The organism is Streptomyces sp. 2323.1 (assembly GCF_900221035.1).
Taxonomy (GTDB): Bacteria; Actinomycetota; Actinomycetes; order Streptomycetales; family Streptomycetaceae; genus Streptomyces; species Streptomyces sioyaensis.
This window is the reverse complement of the sequence record NZ_LT907981.1, coordinates 6625922-6640087: the sequence shown is the minus strand read 5'-3', so window position 1 is coordinate 6640087 and position 14166 is coordinate 6625922. Positions and strand designations below refer to the sequence as shown.

General features: G+C 71.1%; 13 protein-coding genes and 1 tRNA gene. 3 read left to right on the top strand and 11 right to left on the bottom strand.

What is annotated here, in order from left to right:
- Window positions 1–178: 178 nt before the first annotated feature.
- The 5 genes from CPH93_RS28635 to CPH93_RS36290 form a co-directional block, all read right to left on the bottom strand.
- Window positions 179–1816, bottom strand: a complete 1638-nt coding sequence (locus CPH93_RS28635; protein WP_096214480.1) for an MFS transporter — start codon at window positions 1814–1816, stop codon at window positions 179–181.
- On the bottom strand, window positions 1813–2364 hold the full coding sequence (locus tag CPH93_RS28630; protein ID WP_096214479.1) for a TetR/AcrR family transcriptional regulator: 552 nt from the start codon (window positions 2362–2364) through the stop codon (window positions 1813–1815). The genes CPH93_RS28635 and CPH93_RS28630 overlap by 4 nt, the downstream gene beginning before the upstream one ends.
- A gap of 115 nt (window positions 2365–2479) precedes the next feature.
- Window positions 2480–3922 (bottom strand): argininosuccinate lyase, encoded by a 1443-nt coding sequence (gene argH, locus CPH93_RS28625; protein ID WP_093482280.1) that lies wholly within the window; start codon window positions 3920–3922, stop codon window positions 2480–2482.
- Between the two features lie 89 nt (window positions 3923–4011).
- Window positions 4012–5205: an argininosuccinate synthase gene (locus CPH93_RS28620; protein WP_006607538.1), complete on the bottom strand. Its 1194-nt coding sequence runs from the start codon at window positions 5203–5205 to the stop codon at window positions 4012–4014.
- Between the two features lie 117 nt (window positions 5206–5322).
- Window positions 5323–5493: a hypothetical protein gene (locus tag CPH93_RS36290; protein ID WP_173909900.1), complete on the bottom strand. Its 171-nt coding sequence runs from the start codon at window positions 5491–5493 to the stop codon at window positions 5323–5325.
- 151 nt (window positions 5494–5644) lie between these two features.
- Between CPH93_RS36290 and CPH93_RS28615 the strand changes: the two genes are divergently transcribed.
- Window positions 5645–5718: transfer RNA gene (locus CPH93_RS28615), tRNA-Pro, on the top strand.
- A 190-nt stretch (window positions 5719–5908) separates the two neighbouring features.
- Here the strand turns inward: CPH93_RS28615 and CPH93_RS28610 are convergent.
- The 6 genes from CPH93_RS28610 to argC all read right to left on the bottom strand — a co-directional run bounded on the left by CPH93_RS28610 (window position 5909) and on the right by argC (window position 12452).
- A complete protein-coding gene (locus CPH93_RS28610) occupies window positions 5909–7003 on the bottom strand; it encodes a mechanosensitive ion channel family protein (protein ID WP_093482281.1) in 1095 nt (364 codons plus the stop codon).
- A gap of 424 nt (window positions 7004–7427) precedes the next feature.
- The gene (locus CPH93_RS28600; protein ID WP_006607541.1) at window positions 7428–7970 is read right to left on the bottom strand and encodes an arginine repressor; all 543 of its coding nucleotides are present in this window, start codon (window positions 7968–7970) and stop codon (window positions 7428–7430) included.
- An 8-nt stretch (window positions 7971–7978) separates the two neighbouring features.
- Window positions 7979–9214 carry an acetylornithine transaminase gene (locus CPH93_RS28595; RefSeq protein WP_093482282.1) on the bottom strand — a complete coding sequence of 412 codons (1236 nt, stop codon included), beginning with the start codon at window positions 9212–9214 and terminating at the stop codon, window positions 7979–7981.
- The gene (gene argB / locus CPH93_RS28590; RefSeq protein ID WP_006607544.1) at window positions 9211–10140 is read right to left on the bottom strand and encodes an acetylglutamate kinase; all 930 of its coding nucleotides are present in this window, start codon (window positions 10138–10140) and stop codon (window positions 9211–9213) included. The genes CPH93_RS28595 and argB overlap by 4 nt, the downstream gene beginning before the upstream one ends.
- Window positions 10141–10207: 67 nt before the next feature.
- The gene (gene argJ / locus CPH93_RS28585) at window positions 10208–11359 is read right to left on the bottom strand and encodes a bifunctional glutamate N-acetyltransferase/amino-acid acetyltransferase ArgJ (protein ID WP_096214478.1); all 1152 of its coding nucleotides are present in this window, start codon (window positions 11357–11359) and stop codon (window positions 10208–10210) included.
- A gap of 64 nt (window positions 11360–11423) precedes the next feature.
- Complete coding sequence (gene argC, locus CPH93_RS28580; protein WP_096214477.1) at window positions 11424–12452, bottom strand: N-acetyl-gamma-glutamyl-phosphate reductase; 1029 nt, start codon at window positions 12450–12452, stop codon at window positions 11424–11426.
- 220 nt (window positions 12453–12672) lie between these two features.
- Here argC and CPH93_RS28575 point away from each other — a divergent pair, with 220 nt between their 5' ends.
- Together CPH93_RS28575 and CPH93_RS28570 are read left to right on the top strand one after the other, a co-directional pair.
- Window positions 12673–13413 carry a VOC family protein gene (locus CPH93_RS28575; protein ID WP_096214476.1) on the top strand — a complete coding sequence of 247 codons (741 nt, stop codon included), beginning with the start codon at window positions 12673–12675 and terminating at the stop codon, window positions 13411–13413.
- An 81-nt stretch (window positions 13414–13494) separates the two neighbouring features.
- Entirely contained in the window at window positions 13495–14166 is a 672-nt protein-coding gene (locus tag CPH93_RS28570) for a HEAT repeat domain-containing protein (protein WP_093482286.1), read from the top strand.

Sequence of the window (14166 nt, the reverse complement as noted above, 5' to 3'; positions counted from 1 at the left end):
AGCCGCTCGGGACGACCGGTCACCACGACAGGTACCGGGCGTGAACGGGCGGGGGACAGTCGCCCCCAGGGCGTGTCCCGTGGATCATGGCGGGTGCGTGGCACCTGATCCACAGGACACGCCCTGGGGCGCGAGGGGGCCCGCCGTCCGGCGGATCGGCCGTTCGGCGAGACGGGTGTTACAGGCGTTCCACCGGGTCGCCGGCCGCCGGGCCGGACCCGGGCTCCGGCTGCCGCCCGGCCGTGGCGAAGGCCGCGTTCCCGGCCCGGCCCGGGCCGCTGCCCAGCTGCTGGCCGCGGAGCAGGAACCAGGCGGCTCCCGCGGCGGCCAGCAGGACCACCGCACCCACCCCGGCCGCGACGTCCACCCCGTCCACGAAGGAGTGCTGAGCGGCCTTCACCAGCGCCGCGCCCTGGTCGGCGGGGAGTTGGCCGGCCGTCTCGACGGCGCCGCCGAGCGATTCCCGGGCGGCGTCGGCGGCGGGCTCGGACACCCCGGTGGGCGTCGGGAAGCCCCGGTAGATGCTGGTGACGATGGAGCCGAGGAGGGCGATGCCGAGGGCCGCGCCGAGTTCGTAGGCCGTCTCGGAGACCGCGGAGGCCGCCCCCGCCTCCTCCTTGGGCACATTGGAGAGGATCACATCGGCGGTGACGGTGAACGAGAAACCGGCACCGACACCGACGATGAAGAGGATGAAGCACAGCGCCGCGGTGCCGGTGTCGGCGTGCAGGGTGGTGCAGCCGACCAGCGACAGCCCGACCACGGCGAGACCGCCGGCCACCACGATCCGTACGGACAGCTTCCGGGCGACCCAGCCGGCCGCCAGGCCGGCGCCCACCGCGCCGACCGCGGCCGGGAGTTCGACGAGCCCGGCGTTCAGCGGCGAGCGCTGCTGCACCATCTGGAGGAACTGGGAGAGGAAGAAGACCAGCCCGGACAGCCCGAGGATGGTCAGCAGGTCCGCCAGCACCGCCCCGGAGAAGCCGCGGTGCGCGAAGAGCTTCATGTTCAGCAGCGGCGAGGGCAGGGTGAGCTGGCGGCGGACGAACCAGACCAGGGCGAGCACCCCGATGGCGGCCGCCAGGGCGATGTCCCAGCGGTAGCCCTCGACCGCCGCTTCCTTGACGGCGTAGACGACCGCGACGATGCCGACGAGGGAGAGCAGGACGCTGGGGATGTCCCAGGGCCCGGGATCCGGATTGCGTGACTCCGGGATGACCTTGGCGCCGACGGCGACCAGCAGCGCCATCACCGGCAGGTTGATCAGGAAGACCGAGCCCCACCAGAAGTGCCCCAGCAGAAAGCCGCCGAGGACCGGCCCGACGGCCATCCCGGCCGAGGCCATCGCGCCCCAGATGCCGATGGCGAGGCTGCGTTCCCTGGGGTCGTGGAAGAGGTTGCGGATCAGCGCCAGGGTGGCGGGCATCAGGGTCGCACCGGCCACGCCCTGCAGGGCCCGCGCGGCGATCATCATCTCCGCGCTGGAGGCGTACGCGGCGAGCACCGACATCGCGCCGAAGCCGACCGAGCCGATCAGCAGCAGCTTCTTCCGGCCGATGCGGTCGCCGAGGCTGCCCATGGACACCAGCAGACCGGCGATGACGAAGGAGTAGATGTCGCCGATCCACAGCAGCTGGGCGCCGGAGGGGCGCAGGTCTTCGCTCAGGAAGGGGGTGGCGAGGCCGAGGACCGTGGCGTCGACGCCGACCAGCAGGACGGCGAGGACGAGGACGGCGAGCGCGAGCCAGCGACCCGGGCGGGGCTGGTCGTCCACATGGGCCGAACCGGCCGGTCCTGACGCTATGGTCTCGGTCATTTCTCCATGCTCCGTCGGATGCCGCCGAGCAGCAGCTCGGCGATCGAGTGGGTGAGGTCGTTGCGGGCCACCCGTCCTTCGTGGACGGCGTAGGCGCCCGCGCCGATCAGGCCGTAGAAGGCCTCGGTGAGCCAGGCGGCGCTCAGGTCGATCCGGAAGTCGCCCTCTTCCTGGCCGCGGCGGAAGAGGGCGGAGATACGGGCGTCCAGCTCCGCCCAGCCGGCGTTGATCTCGCCGTCCTCGAAGAGCTGGTTCTCGGTGAAGAGGAAGGCCAGTACGGCGGCGACCGGTTCGGCCTCGGCGATCAGCCGGCGCAGCGCCTCCGCCGCGTCCCCCTCCTCCAGCCGCGCCGCGTCCATCGCCTGCACGAACTGTGCGATCCCGTGCTCCTCCAGCGCCCGGATCAGGGCGTCCCGTCCGGCGAAGTGCCGGTGCAGGGTCGCGCGGCTGATGCCCGCGGCGCGGGCGATCTCGTCCATCGGTGTCGACGCCCGACGCGTGAGCAACGCGGCGGCTTCTTTGAGTACCCGTTCACGATCCACTGCCATGAGACAGACGATACCCTAATGAGACGTCAATGTCTCACATGCTTCTCGCACCGCGCACGACGGCGGCCCGCCCCGGGTCTCTCCGGGGCAGGCCGCCGTCGTACGTCTCAGCCGGCTAGGGCTGCTGCAGGGGCTGCTTGGCCGCCGCCCACTCCTGCTGCTTGACCAGGTCCGTCCGCACCTCGGCGAGCTGGACCGCCACCGCCGAGGGAGCGGTGCCACCGCGGCCGCTGCGCGAGGCGAGGGCACCGGGCACGTTGAGCACGCCCCGCACCTCCGGGGTCAGATGCGGCGAGATCTTCGCGAACTGCTCATCGGTGAGCTGGTCGAGCTCGATGCCGTGCGCCTCGCACTCCTTGACGCACTCCCCCGCGACCTCATGCGCCACCCGGAACGGCACGCCCTGCTTGACCAGCCACTCCGCGATGTCGGTGGCCAGCGAGAAGCCGGCCGGCGCCAGCTCTTCCATGCGCTCACGGTTGACGGTCAGGGTCGCCATCATCCCGGTGAACGCCGGGAGCAGCACCTCCAGTTGGTCGCAGGAGTCGAAGACCGGCTCCTTGTCCTCCTGGAGGTCTCGGTTGTACGCGAGCGGCAGCGCCTTGAGCGTGGCCATCAGCCCGGTCAGATTGCCGAGGAGCCGGCCCGACTTACCGCGCGCCAGCTCCGCGATGTCCGGGTTCTTCTTCTGCGGCATGATCGACGAGCCGGTGGAGAAGGCGTCGTGGAGGGTGACGAAGGAGAACTCCTTCGTGTTCCAGAGGATGATCTCCTCCGCGATCCGCGAGAGGTTGACCCCGATCATCGCCGTGATGAAGGCGAATTCGGCGGCGAAGTCACGCGAGGCCGTGCCGTCGATGGAGTTGCCGGCCGAGCCGTGCTCGAAGCCGAGGTCGGCGGCGACCGCCTCCGGGTCGAGGCCGAGCGAGGAGCCGGCCAGCGCGCCCGAGCCGTACGGGGAGACGGCGGTCCGGTCGTCCCACTGCCGCAGCCGCTCCGCGTCCCGGGACAGCGACTGCACATGGGCCAGGACGTGGTGGGCGAAGAGCACCGGCTGGGCGTGCTGGAGGTGGGTGCGGCCCGGCATCGCGACGTCCGGGTGGGCCTCGGCGAGGCCGACCAGCGCCTCCTGGAGGTCGGCGATCAGCCCGCCGATGATCCGGGCGTGGTCACGCAGGTACATCCGGAAGAGCGTGGCGACCTGGTCGTTACGGGACCGGCCGGCCCGCAGCTTGCCGCCGAGGTCCGGGCCGAGCCGCTCCAGCAGGCCCCGCTCCAGGGCGGTGTGGACGTCCTCGTCGGCGACGGTGCCGGTGAACGAGCCGTCCGCGACATCGGCTTCGAGCTGGTCGAGCCCGGCGAGCATCCGGCTCAGCTCGTCCTCGGTGAGCAGGCCCGCCTTGTGGAGCACGCGGGCGTGCGCGCGGGAGCCGGCGATGTCGTACGGGGCCAGCCGCCAGTCGAAGTGGACCGACGCCGACAGCTGGGCCAGCGCCTCGGCGGGGCCGGCGGCGAAACGGCCGCCCCAGAGCCGGACGTCACCGCTGTTGCTGCTCACTGCTGCTCCTCAAGGCTGCGATAGATGCTGCTGCCTCCCCACCGCGAGGGCAGGGAGGCGGCTTGCTGTACGGAGGTAACGAGCCGGGCTCAGGCCAGGTCGCGCTTGGCCGCGATCTTGCTCGACATGCCGAAGAGCTCGATGAAGCCCTTCGACAGCGACTGGTCGAAGGTGTCGCCGGTGTCGTACGTCGCCAGGTTGAAGTCGTAGAGCGACTGGTCGGACTTCCGGCCGGTGACGACCGCGCGGCCGCCGTGCAGGGTCATCCGGATGTCGCCGCTGACCTGCTGGTTGGCCTCGTTGATGAAGCCCTCCAGGGCGCGCTTGAGCGGGGAGAACCACAGGCCGTCGTAGACCAGCTCGCCCCAGCGCTGCTCGACCTGCCGCTTGTAGCGGGCCAGTTCGCGCTCGACGGTGACGTTCTCCAGCTCCTGGTGCGCGGTGATCAGCGCGATCGCGCCGGGCGCCTCGTACACCTCGCGGGACTTGATGCCGACCAGCCGGTCCTCGACCATGTCGATCCGGCCGATGCCCTGGGCGCCGGCCCGCACGTTGAGCTGCTGGATGGCCTGGAGGACGGTCACGGGCTTGCCGTCGATGGCGACCGGGACACCCTCCTTGAAGGAGATGATGACCTCGTCGGCCTCCCGCTGGGTGGCCGGGTTCTCCGTGTACTCGTACACGTCCTCGATCGGCGCGTTCCAGATGTCCTCCAGGAAGCCGGTCTCCACGGCCCGCCCGAAGACGTTCTGGTCGATGGAGTACGGCGACTTCTTGGTGGTCGCGATCGGGAGGTTCTTCTCCTCGCAGAAGGCGATCGCCTTGTCCCGGGTCATCGCGTAGTCACGGACCGGGGCGATGCACTTCAGGTCGGGGGCGAGGGAGGAGATGCCGGCCTCGAAGCGGACCTGGTCGTTGCCCTTGCCGGTGCAGCCGTGGGCGACGGTGCTGGCGCCGTGCTTCTTGGCGGCGGCGACCAGGTGCTTGACGATGGTCGGCCGGGAGAGCGCGGAGACCAGCGGATAGCGGTCCATGTACAGCGCATTGGCCTTGATGGCCGGGAGGCAGTACTCGTCGGCGAATTCGTCCTTGGCGTCCGCGACCTCGGCCTCGACCGCGCCGCAGGCAAGCGCACGCTTGCGGATGACGTCCAGGTCCTCGCCGCCCTGGCCGACGTCCACGGCAACGGCGATGACCTCGGCGCCCGTCTCCTCGGCGATCCAGCCGATACAGACGGAGGTGTCCAGGCCGCCCGAGTAGGCGAGTACGACGCGCTCGGTCACGGGTTTCTCCTTACGGTGCATTCGCTGATGGGTATAAGTATGCACTCCACCGTATGTTTCGTCAACGTGTCGATGAATATGCAGGTCAGCGGCGGGTCGACGGCGTGGCGCGAGGCCTCAGGAGCCCTCCTGGAGCACCTCGGCCAGCACGGCCGCATGACTGGAGGGCACATCCTTCGTGGCCGTCAGCAGCGTCAGCGGCTCCTCGTCGACCAGCACCCGCGCCCCGTCCGCCGGCTCCGGCGCTTCGTACACCCGGCACACCCGGAGACCATCCGGCGGGGACATTTCACCCATACCTCATCGAACCACGCGCCAGGAGCCCGCGCGGGGAGGCCGGGACGCACCGCCTTGGGGCCCCGCTTTGGATTCATGGCCCGGGACAGGGTATTTTTCTTCTGCACACCCCGGCCGGGCATCTTCCGGCCGGTACCAGCACCGGGACGTGGCGCAGCTTGGTAGCGCACTTGACTGGGGGTCAAGGGGTCGCAGGTTCAAATCCTGTCGTCCCGACGGTGTTTTTGCAGGTCAGAGGCCGCTTCCGTACATCGGAGGCGGCCTTTGCCGTTGCGGTGGCGCCGGAGGCCCGTACGCGGGAGCCTTCCCGGGGCTGCGACGGGCCCGGGAAGGCGGGCTCCGGCCGGGGCGGCAGCGGCCCGGCGGCTGTGGCAGCCGCGGGGTGGCCGGCCCCGGCCGGCGTCCCCTACGGCGCGGTCTCCGAGAGGTCGCGCTGGTGCGGAATCACCATCTCCTCCGGCTTCTGCGGCTCCTCCGGCTTCTGGAGGGCCACGGTCCGGGCCGGGGAGGGTATCCGGATGCCCTCGTCGCGGTAGCGCCGGTGCAGGCGCTTGATGAACTCGTGCTTGATCCGGTACTGGTCGCTGAACTCGCCGACGCCCAGGATCACCGTGAAGCCGATCCTGGAGTCGCCGAAGGTGTGGAAGCGGACGGCCGGTTCATGGTCGGGGTCGCCCCCGTTGACGTCCTTCATCACGCTCTCGACGACCTCGGTGGTGACCCGCTCGACGTGGTCGAGGTCGCTGTCGTAACCGACGCCCACCTGCACCAGGATCGTCAACTTCTGTTCCGGGCGGGTGAAGTTGGTCATGTTGGTGCCGGACAGCTGGGCGTTGGAGATGATCACCAGGTTGTTGGAGAGCTGACGCACCACGGTGTTACGCCAGTTGACGTCGACGATATAGCCCTCCTCGCCGCTGCTGAGCCGGATGTAGTCGCCGGGCTGCACCGTCTTGGAGGCGAGGATGTGCACGCCCGCGAAGAGGTTGGCGAGGGTGTCCTGGAGGGCCAGGGCGACCGCGAGGCCGCCCACGCCCAGCGCCGTCAGGAGCGGGGCGATGGAGATGCCCAGGGTCTGCAGGACGACGAGGAAACCCATCGCCAGCACGATGATGCGGGTGATGTTGGCGAAGATGGTCGCCGAGCCGGCCACCCCGGACCGGGACTGGGCAAGGGACCTCACCAGCCCGGTGATCACCCGGGCCGCGGTGAGCGTGGCGACCAGGATGAGCAGCACCATCAGCGCCTGGTCGACGGTGTGTCCGACCGTCTCCGTCAGCGGCAGCGCTGCGGTCGCCGCCGCCAGCCCGCCGGCGATCGCCGCCCAGGGCACCACGGCCCGCAACGCGTCGACGATGACGTCGTCCCCGCTCCACCGGGTGCGGAGCGCGTGTTTGCCCAGCCACCGCAGGGCCACCCGCAACAGCAGGCCGGCCACGATGCCGGCGGCCAGCGCCGCTCCGGCGACGATCAGGTCGTGCAGTGTCACAGCGCGGTTCACCGGCCGGCTCCTCCCGCGACCGGAAGGAGCGGACGTGCTATGAGCCGGATGTGATGTCTCGTCACCATGCCACCTTGTCTCTAGGGCTGCGAAGGCGCCGGGACATCCGTGGACGTCCCGGCGCGAACTGCCATCCTGCCGTATGGGGTTCGGCAGGCCGCGGGTGGCTAGGGCCTGTCCGGTGGATCAGGGTCGGAAAGGCCGCGGCGTCTGGTGTGGTGCATCGCAAGGCGCCGGAGCGTCCTCATAGCGGAGCTATGCGGACGTTTCGGCAACGCCGCGAGGTGCCGCGCCAGGCGTCGCGGACCCGGCCATGATCCACCGGACAGGCCCTAGGCGGAATTTGGGCACGGCCGCCGCACGGGGCGGGGCGATGTGCTCCGGGTGGTGGCGGGATGCGCCCCGGGCGCGGCGGGGGCGGCGCTCAGTGCGCCTTCTGCGCCAGCCGCAGCAGGTGGTCGGCGAGGGCCTGGCCGCCCGTCGGGTCGCGGCTGATGAGCATCAGGGTGTCGTCGCCCGCGATGGTGCCGAGGATGTCGTGCAGCTCGGCCTGGTCGATGGCCGAGGCCAGGAACTGGGCGGCGCCCGGCGGGGTGCGCAGGACAACGAGGTTGGCGGAGGCCTCGGCGGAGATGAGGAGTTCGCCGGAGAGGCGGCGCATCCGCTCCTCCTTGGCCGACTCGCCCAGCGGCGCCCGCGGCTTGCGGTCGCCGCCCTCACTGGGCACCGCGTAGATCAGCTCCCCACCGGTGTTGCGGATCTTCACCGCGCCCAGCTCGTCCAGATCGCGCGAGAGCGTCGCCTGGGTGACGGACAGGCCGTCGTCGGCGAGCAGCTTGGCGAGCTGGCTCTGGGAGCGGACCGGCAGTCGGTTGAGGATGTCCACGATCCGGCGGTGGCGGGCGGTGCGGGTCTGCGGCACGGCCTGGCCACCGTTGTGCGACTCGTTGTCCTGCGGCTCGGTCATCGTTGTCGTCAGTCTCCGGATCGTCGTTCCCCGTCGGCCCCTTGGCGGGCCGTGCTGAGGACCGCGGGCAGCTTCCGGAGGAACTCGTCCGCTTCGTCGTCGGAGACGATCAGCGGCGGGGCGAGCCGGACGACGTCCGGCGCGACCGCGTTCACCAGGAGGCCCGCGTCCTGAGCCGCCTGCTGCACCTGTGGCGCGAGCGACTCCGTCAAGACGATACCCAGGAGCAGCCCCGCACCGCGGACCTGGCCGACCAATGGGTGCCCCAGGGCCTCGGTCCCCTCGCGCAGCCGCTCGCCGACCCGCTTGACGTGGTCGAGGATGCCGTCCTTCTCGATGGTGTCCAGGACGGCGAGGGCGCCCGCGCAGACCACCGGGTTGCCGCTGAACGTCGAGCCGTGCGAACCGGGGGTGAGCAGGTCGGCGGCGGGGCCGAAGGCGAGGGTGGCGCCGATCGGGAGGCCGCCGCCCAGGCCCTTGGCGAGGGTGACGATGTCCGCCTCGACGCCCTGGGCCTGGGACTCCAGCCAGTGGCCGGTCCGGCCGATGCCGGTCTGGATCTCGTCGAGGACGAGCAGGGTGCCGGTGGCGGCGGTGATCTCGCGGGCGGCCCGGAGGTAGCCGGGCGGCGGCACGACCACGCCGTTCTCGCCCTGGACGGGCTCCAGGATGACGAAGGCGGTGTCGGTGGTGACGGCGGCGCGGAGGGCGTCGACGTCCCCGTACGGGACGTAGTCGACGTCGCCGGGCAGCGGGGCGAACGGGGCCTGCTTGGCGGGCTGGCCGGTGAGCGCGAGGGCGCCCATGGTCCGGCCGTGGAAGCCGCCGGCGGTGGAGACCATGTGGGTGCGCCCGGTCAGCCGGCCGATCTTGAAAGCGGCTTCGTTGGCCTCGGCGCCGGAGTTGGAGAAGTAGACCCGTCCCGGGCGGCCGGCCAGCGCGAGCAGCCGCTCGGCCAGGGCGACGGTGGGCTCGGCGACGAAGAAGTTCGAGACATGGCCGAGGGTGGCGACCTGGTCGGAGACCGCGCGGACCACCGCGGGGTGGGCATGGCCGAGGGCATTGACCGCGATGCCGCCGAGGAAGTCGAGGTACTCCTTGCCGTCGGCGTCCCACACCCTGGCGCCCTCGCCGCGTACCAGCGGGACGCGGGGGGTGCCGAAGTTGTCCATCATGGCGCCCTGCCAGCGGCCGGTGAGAGCCGCGTTGGTCACCGGGCCGTGGCCGTGTGCCGCCTCGCTCATGTCGCCCCCTCGATCGTGTTCGCGTCCGGCACGACCATCGTGCCGATTCCTTCGTCGGTGAAGATCTCCAGCAGGATCGAGTGCTGGACCCGCCCGTCGATGACCCGGGCGGTGTGCACGCCGTTGCGCACGGCGTGCAGACAGCCGCGCATCTTGGGGACCATGCCGCTGGCCAGGTCGGGCAGCAGCTTCTCCAGTTCGGAGGCGGTGAGGCGGGAGATCACCTCGTCGCTGTCGGGCCAGTCCTCGTAGAGGCCCTCGACGTCGGTGAGGACCATCAGGGTCTCGGCGCCGAGGGCCGCGGCCAGCGCGGCCGCGGCGGTGTCGGCGTTGACGTTGAAGACGCCGGAGCCCCCGGAGGCGGCGTCCTCGGCGTCGCTGCTGCGGGCGATGGAGGAGATGACCGGGATCCGGCCGTCGTCCAGCAGCGCCTGGACCGCGCCGGGGTCGATCGCGGTGATCTCGCCGACCCGGCCGATGTCCACCCGCTCCCCGTCGATGTCGGCGTAGTGCTTGGTGGCGGCCATCAGATGGGCGTCCTCACCGGTCATGCCGATGGCGAGCGGGCCGTGCTCGTTGAGCAGCCCGACCAGCTCACGCTGCACCTGGCCGGCCAGCACCATCCGTACGACGTTCATCGCCTCGGGCGTGGTGACCCGCAGGCCGCCCTTGAACTCCGACTCCAGGCCCAGCAGGTCCAGCTGCGCGCTGATCTGCGGGCCGCCGCCGTGCACGACGACGGGGCGCAGCCCGGCGTGCCGCAGGAAGACCACGTCCTGGGCGAAGGCGCGCTTGAGCTCCTCGTCGATCATGGCGTTGCCGCCGAACTTGATGACGACGGTCTTGCCGTGGTGCCGGGTCAGCCAGGGCAGCGCCTCGATGAGGGTGCGTGCCTTGGGAAGGGCGGTGTGCTTACGGGTGCTCATGCCGGGCCGGCCTCGTTTCTCCCGGCGGGCTGTGCGGACAGCGCGCGCCGGAGCCTCGGGTGCGCGCTCATGACGAGTACGCGCTGTTCTCGTGGACGTAATCGGCGGTGAGGTCGTTGGCCCAGATGACCGCGGACTCGGTGCCGGCGGCGAGGTCGGCGGTGATCCGCACCTCCCGGTAGCGCATGTCGACCAGCTCGCGGTCCTCGCCCACCGAGCCGTTCTTGCAGACCCAGACGTCGTTGATGGCGACGTTCAGCTGGTCGGGCTCGAAGACGGCGGACGTGGTGCCGATGGCCGAGAGCACCCGGCCCCAGTTGGGGTCCTCGCCGTGGATGGCGCACTTGAGGAGGTTGTTGCGGGCGATCGAGCGGCCGACCTCCACCGCGTCGTCCTCGCTGGCCGCGCCCACGACCTCGATCCGGATGTCCTTGCTGGCGCCCTCGGCGTCCCCGATCAGCTGCCGGGCGAGGTCGGCACAGACCGTGCGCACCGCCTCGGCGAAGGCGCCGGTGTCCGGGACGATGCCGGAGGCGCCGGAGGCGAGCAGCAGCACGGTGTCGTTGGTCGACATACAGCCGTCGGAGTCGATCCGGTCGAAGGTGGTACGGGTGGCCGCGCGCAGTGCCGTGTCGAGCTCGGCCGACGGCACATCCGCGTCGGTGGTCAGCACGACGAGCATGGTGGCCAGGCCCGGGGCGAGCATGCCGGCGCCCTTGGCCATGCCGCCGACGGTCCAGCCGTCCTGGGTGACGACGGCGGTCTTGTGCACGCTGTCGGTGGTCTTGATGGCGATGGCGGCCTTTTCGCCGCCGTGCGGGGTCAGTTGGGCGACCGCCTTGTCGACGCCGGGCAGCAGCTTGTCCATCGGGAGCCGCAGGCCGATCAGCCCGGTGGAGGCGACCGCGACCTCGCCGGCGCTGTGCCCCAGCGCCTCGGCCACCTTCTCCGCGGTGGCGTGGGTGTCCTGGAAGCCGAGCGGTCCCGTACAGGCGTTGGCGCCACCGGAGTTGAGGACGACGGCGGAGACCGCGCCGCCCTTGAGGACCTGCTCGGACCAGACGACCGGCGCGGCCTTGACGCGGTTGGAGGTGAAGACGCCGGCGGCGGCGCTCCGGGGCCCGTTGTTCACCACGAGGGCGAGGTCCGGGTTGCCGTTCTCCTTGATCCCGGCGGCGATGCCCGCCGCCGTGAATCCCTGTGCTGCCGTCACGCTCACTGCTTGTCCTCCGTCGCTTCTCCGGCCCCGCCGGTCACGCCTTGCTGTCCTGTGCCGGTCCCGGTCACGGGGCGACCCCGACCTTCGGCAGGCCCGTCTCCTCCGGGAGTCCCAGGGCGATGTTCATGCTCTGCACCGCGCCGCCCGCGGTCCCCTTGGTGAGGTTGTCGAGGGCGCTGATCGCGATGATCCGGCCGGCCGCGGCATCGAGGGTCACCTGGATCTGCGCGGTGTTGGAGCCGTACACGGAGGCGGTCGACGGCCACTGGCCCTCGGGCAGCAGCCGGACGAACGGCTCGTCGGCCAGCGCCTTCTCGTACGCGGCCCGTACGGCGGCGGCGTCCACACCGGGCTTCGCCTTCGCCGAGCAGGTGGCGAGGATCCCGCGGGACATGGGGGCGAGGGTCGGGGTGAAGGAGACGCCGATGCGCTCGCCGGCCACCGCGCTGAGGTTCTGGATCATCTCGGGGGTGTGCCGGTGGCTGCCGCCGACGCCGTACGGGCTCATCGCGCCCATGACCTCGGAACCCAGCAGATGCGGCTTGAGTGCCTTGCCGGCGCCGGAGGTGCCGGTGGCCGCCACGATGACTGCCTCGGGCTCGGCGAGCCGGTCCGCGTAGGCGGGGAACAGCGCGAGCGAGACGGCGGTCGGGTAGCAGCCCGGGACCGCGATGCGCCGGGTCCCCTGGAGCGCGGCGCGGCCCCCGGGCAGCTCGGGGAGGCCGTACGGCCAGGTGCCCGCGTGGGCCGTGCCGTAGAACGCCTCCCAGTCCGCGGCGTCGGTGAGCCGGAAGTCGGCCCCGCAGTCGACGACGAGCACCTCGGGCCCGAGCTCTTCGGCGACCGCGGCGGACTGGCCGTGCGGCAGCGCGAGAAAGACGACATCGTGCCCGGCCAGGACCTCGGCGGAGGTCGGCGCCAGCACCCGGTCGGCCAGCGGGAGCAGCTGCGGCTGCAGCGCTCCCAGGCGCTGGCCCGCGTTGGAGTACCCGGTCAGCGCCCCGATCTCCACCTCCGGATGCCCCAGAAGCAGACGCAGCACTTCACCCCCTGCGTACCCGCTCGCACCGGCCACTGCTGCTCGTACCGTCATGGACCCTCCTTCTTCATGGCATGACTATACGGACAGCGGCAGTTTTATGCAATGAGGTGGGGTGGGGGCGGTCCGGGACCTGTGACCGAGACTCTCGGTCGGCGGATCATGATCTGAACCGTGGAGGTCAGGAGCGCGTCGAGGATTCTTGTTGCCGAGTTGATCTCTGTTTGGCGACGGTCCGGATGTCGTGACAGAGCGGGTGCATAGGATCACCGGCATGGCACTGCGACCGGTTCAGGTGAACATCAAGGCTCTTGATCACTCGGCGGTCGGCCGGTTCTGGGCGGAGGCCCTCGGCTGGGGTGCTCACAGCCCGGGCGTGACCACCTACACCGGGCCCGCCGGCGGCACCGTCTGGCCGGAACCGGTCGGCCTCGGCATCGACGTCGTTCCCGTTCCGGAACCCAAGATGACGGCGAAGAACCGGGTACACCTCGATCTCGCCACCACCTCCGCGGCCCATCAGGCGGAGTTGGTCGCGCGCATGAAGGCTCTCGGCGCGACGCCCGCCCACGTGGGCCAGGTCGACGTGCCGTGGACGGTCCTCACCGACCCGGAAGGCAACGAGTTCTGCGTGCTGGAGCCTCGGGAGATCTACCGGGACACCGGGCCGATCGCCGCGGTGGTGGTCGACTGCGTGGATCCGCGGGCCATGGCCCGGTTCTGGGGTGCGGCGATGGACTGGCCCCTGCACGAGGTGACCGACGATCGTGCGGTGTTCCGCTCCGCCAAGGGTGTCGGCCCGTATCTCGAGTTCCTCCGCACGCCCGACGCGAAGACCGTGCCGGACCGCGTCCATCTTGACCTGCTGCCGTACGCCGGTGACGACAAGGCAGCGGAGGTGGCCCGGCTGCGGGCCCTCGGCGCCACCGACCTCGACCTCGGCCAGGGCGACGTCCCGTGGACGTGCCTGTCCGACCCGGAGGGCCACGAGTTCTGCGTCCTCGGCCCGTCCTGACGCGGAGCCCTCGCGCAGCGGGCGCTGTTTGACCTTGACACGGTGTCAGGGCCTTCACTGCTTGCCGAGGAGGTGGTCTCGATGACGATCACGGGGCAGGACACGGATGCGGTGCGGGCGCTTCAGGGGTTGGAGGACGGCCGTTCGTCCGTGCGACTGCGGGCTGCGCTGGCGGTCGGCACGACGCCCGACCCACGCTTCGTCGACAAGCTCATCGAGCGATGCGCGATCGAGCCCGAGTTTTTCGTCCGCGACATGCTGACCTGGGCGCTCACCCGCCACCCGGTGTCCATGACGCTTCCCGGGCTGCTCCGCGAAGTCCGCTCGGAGCGTACGCAGGCACGGAGCCAGGCGCTGCACACGCTGTCCAAGATCGGGGACCGGCAGGCGTGGCCGGCGATCACCCGGACGCTCCTGTCCGACGCCGACGACGAGGTGGCGCGGAGCGCCTGGCGGGCCGCGGTCGTGCTCGTGCCGGAAGGTGAGGAGTCCGCGTTGGCAACGGTGCTGGCGACGCAGCTCGGGCGCGGTGGGCGGGAGACGCAACTGAGTCTCAGCCGGGCGCTGGTCGCGCTGGGCGAGGTGATCGTGCCGGCTCTGCTTGCTGCGACAACGGCCCCTGACCCGCGCATGCGCGCACACGCGCTCGCCACACAACGGCTGCTGCGCGACCCGGACGCCGGATTCGAGTCCGCGATCGAGGAGGCGAAGCGCGTCGTGGCCCTCGGCGGGTTCGGCCAGGAGGGACGATAG

Coding starts and splice junctions, on each gene's coding strand:
- CPH93_RS28635 (WP_096214480.1), bottom strand. CDS start 1,816: ATGACCGAGACCATAGCGTCAGGACCGGCCGGTTCGGCCCATGTGGAC.
- argC (WP_096214477.1), bottom strand. CDS start 12,452: ATGACGGTACGAGCAGCAGTGGCCGGTGCGAGCGGGTACGCAGGGGGT.
- CPH93_RS28570 (WP_093482286.1), top strand. CDS start 13,495: ATGACGATCACGGGGCAGGACACGGATGCGGTGCGGGCGCTTCAGGGG.
- argB (WP_006607544.1), bottom strand. CDS start 10,140: ATGAGCACCCGTAAGCACACCGCCCTTCCCAAGGCACGCACCCTCATC.
- CPH93_RS36290 (WP_173909900.1), bottom strand. CDS start 5,493: ATGTCCCCGCCGGATGGTCTCCGGGTGTGCCGGGTGTACGAAGCGCCG.
- CPH93_RS28595 (WP_093482282.1), bottom strand. CDS start 9,214: ATGAGCGAGGCGGCACACGGCCACGGCCCGGTGACCAACGCGGCTCTC.
- CPH93_RS28600 (WP_006607541.1), bottom strand. CDS start 7,970: ATGACCGAGCCGCAGGACAACGAGTCGCACAACGGTGGCCAGGCCGTG.
- CPH93_RS28630 (WP_096214479.1), bottom strand. CDS start 2,364: ATGGCAGTGGATCGTGAACGGGTACTCAAAGAAGCCGCCGCGTTGCTC.
- CPH93_RS28575 (WP_096214476.1), top strand. CDS start 12,673: ATGGCACTGCGACCGGTTCAGGTGAACATCAAGGCTCTTGATCACTCG.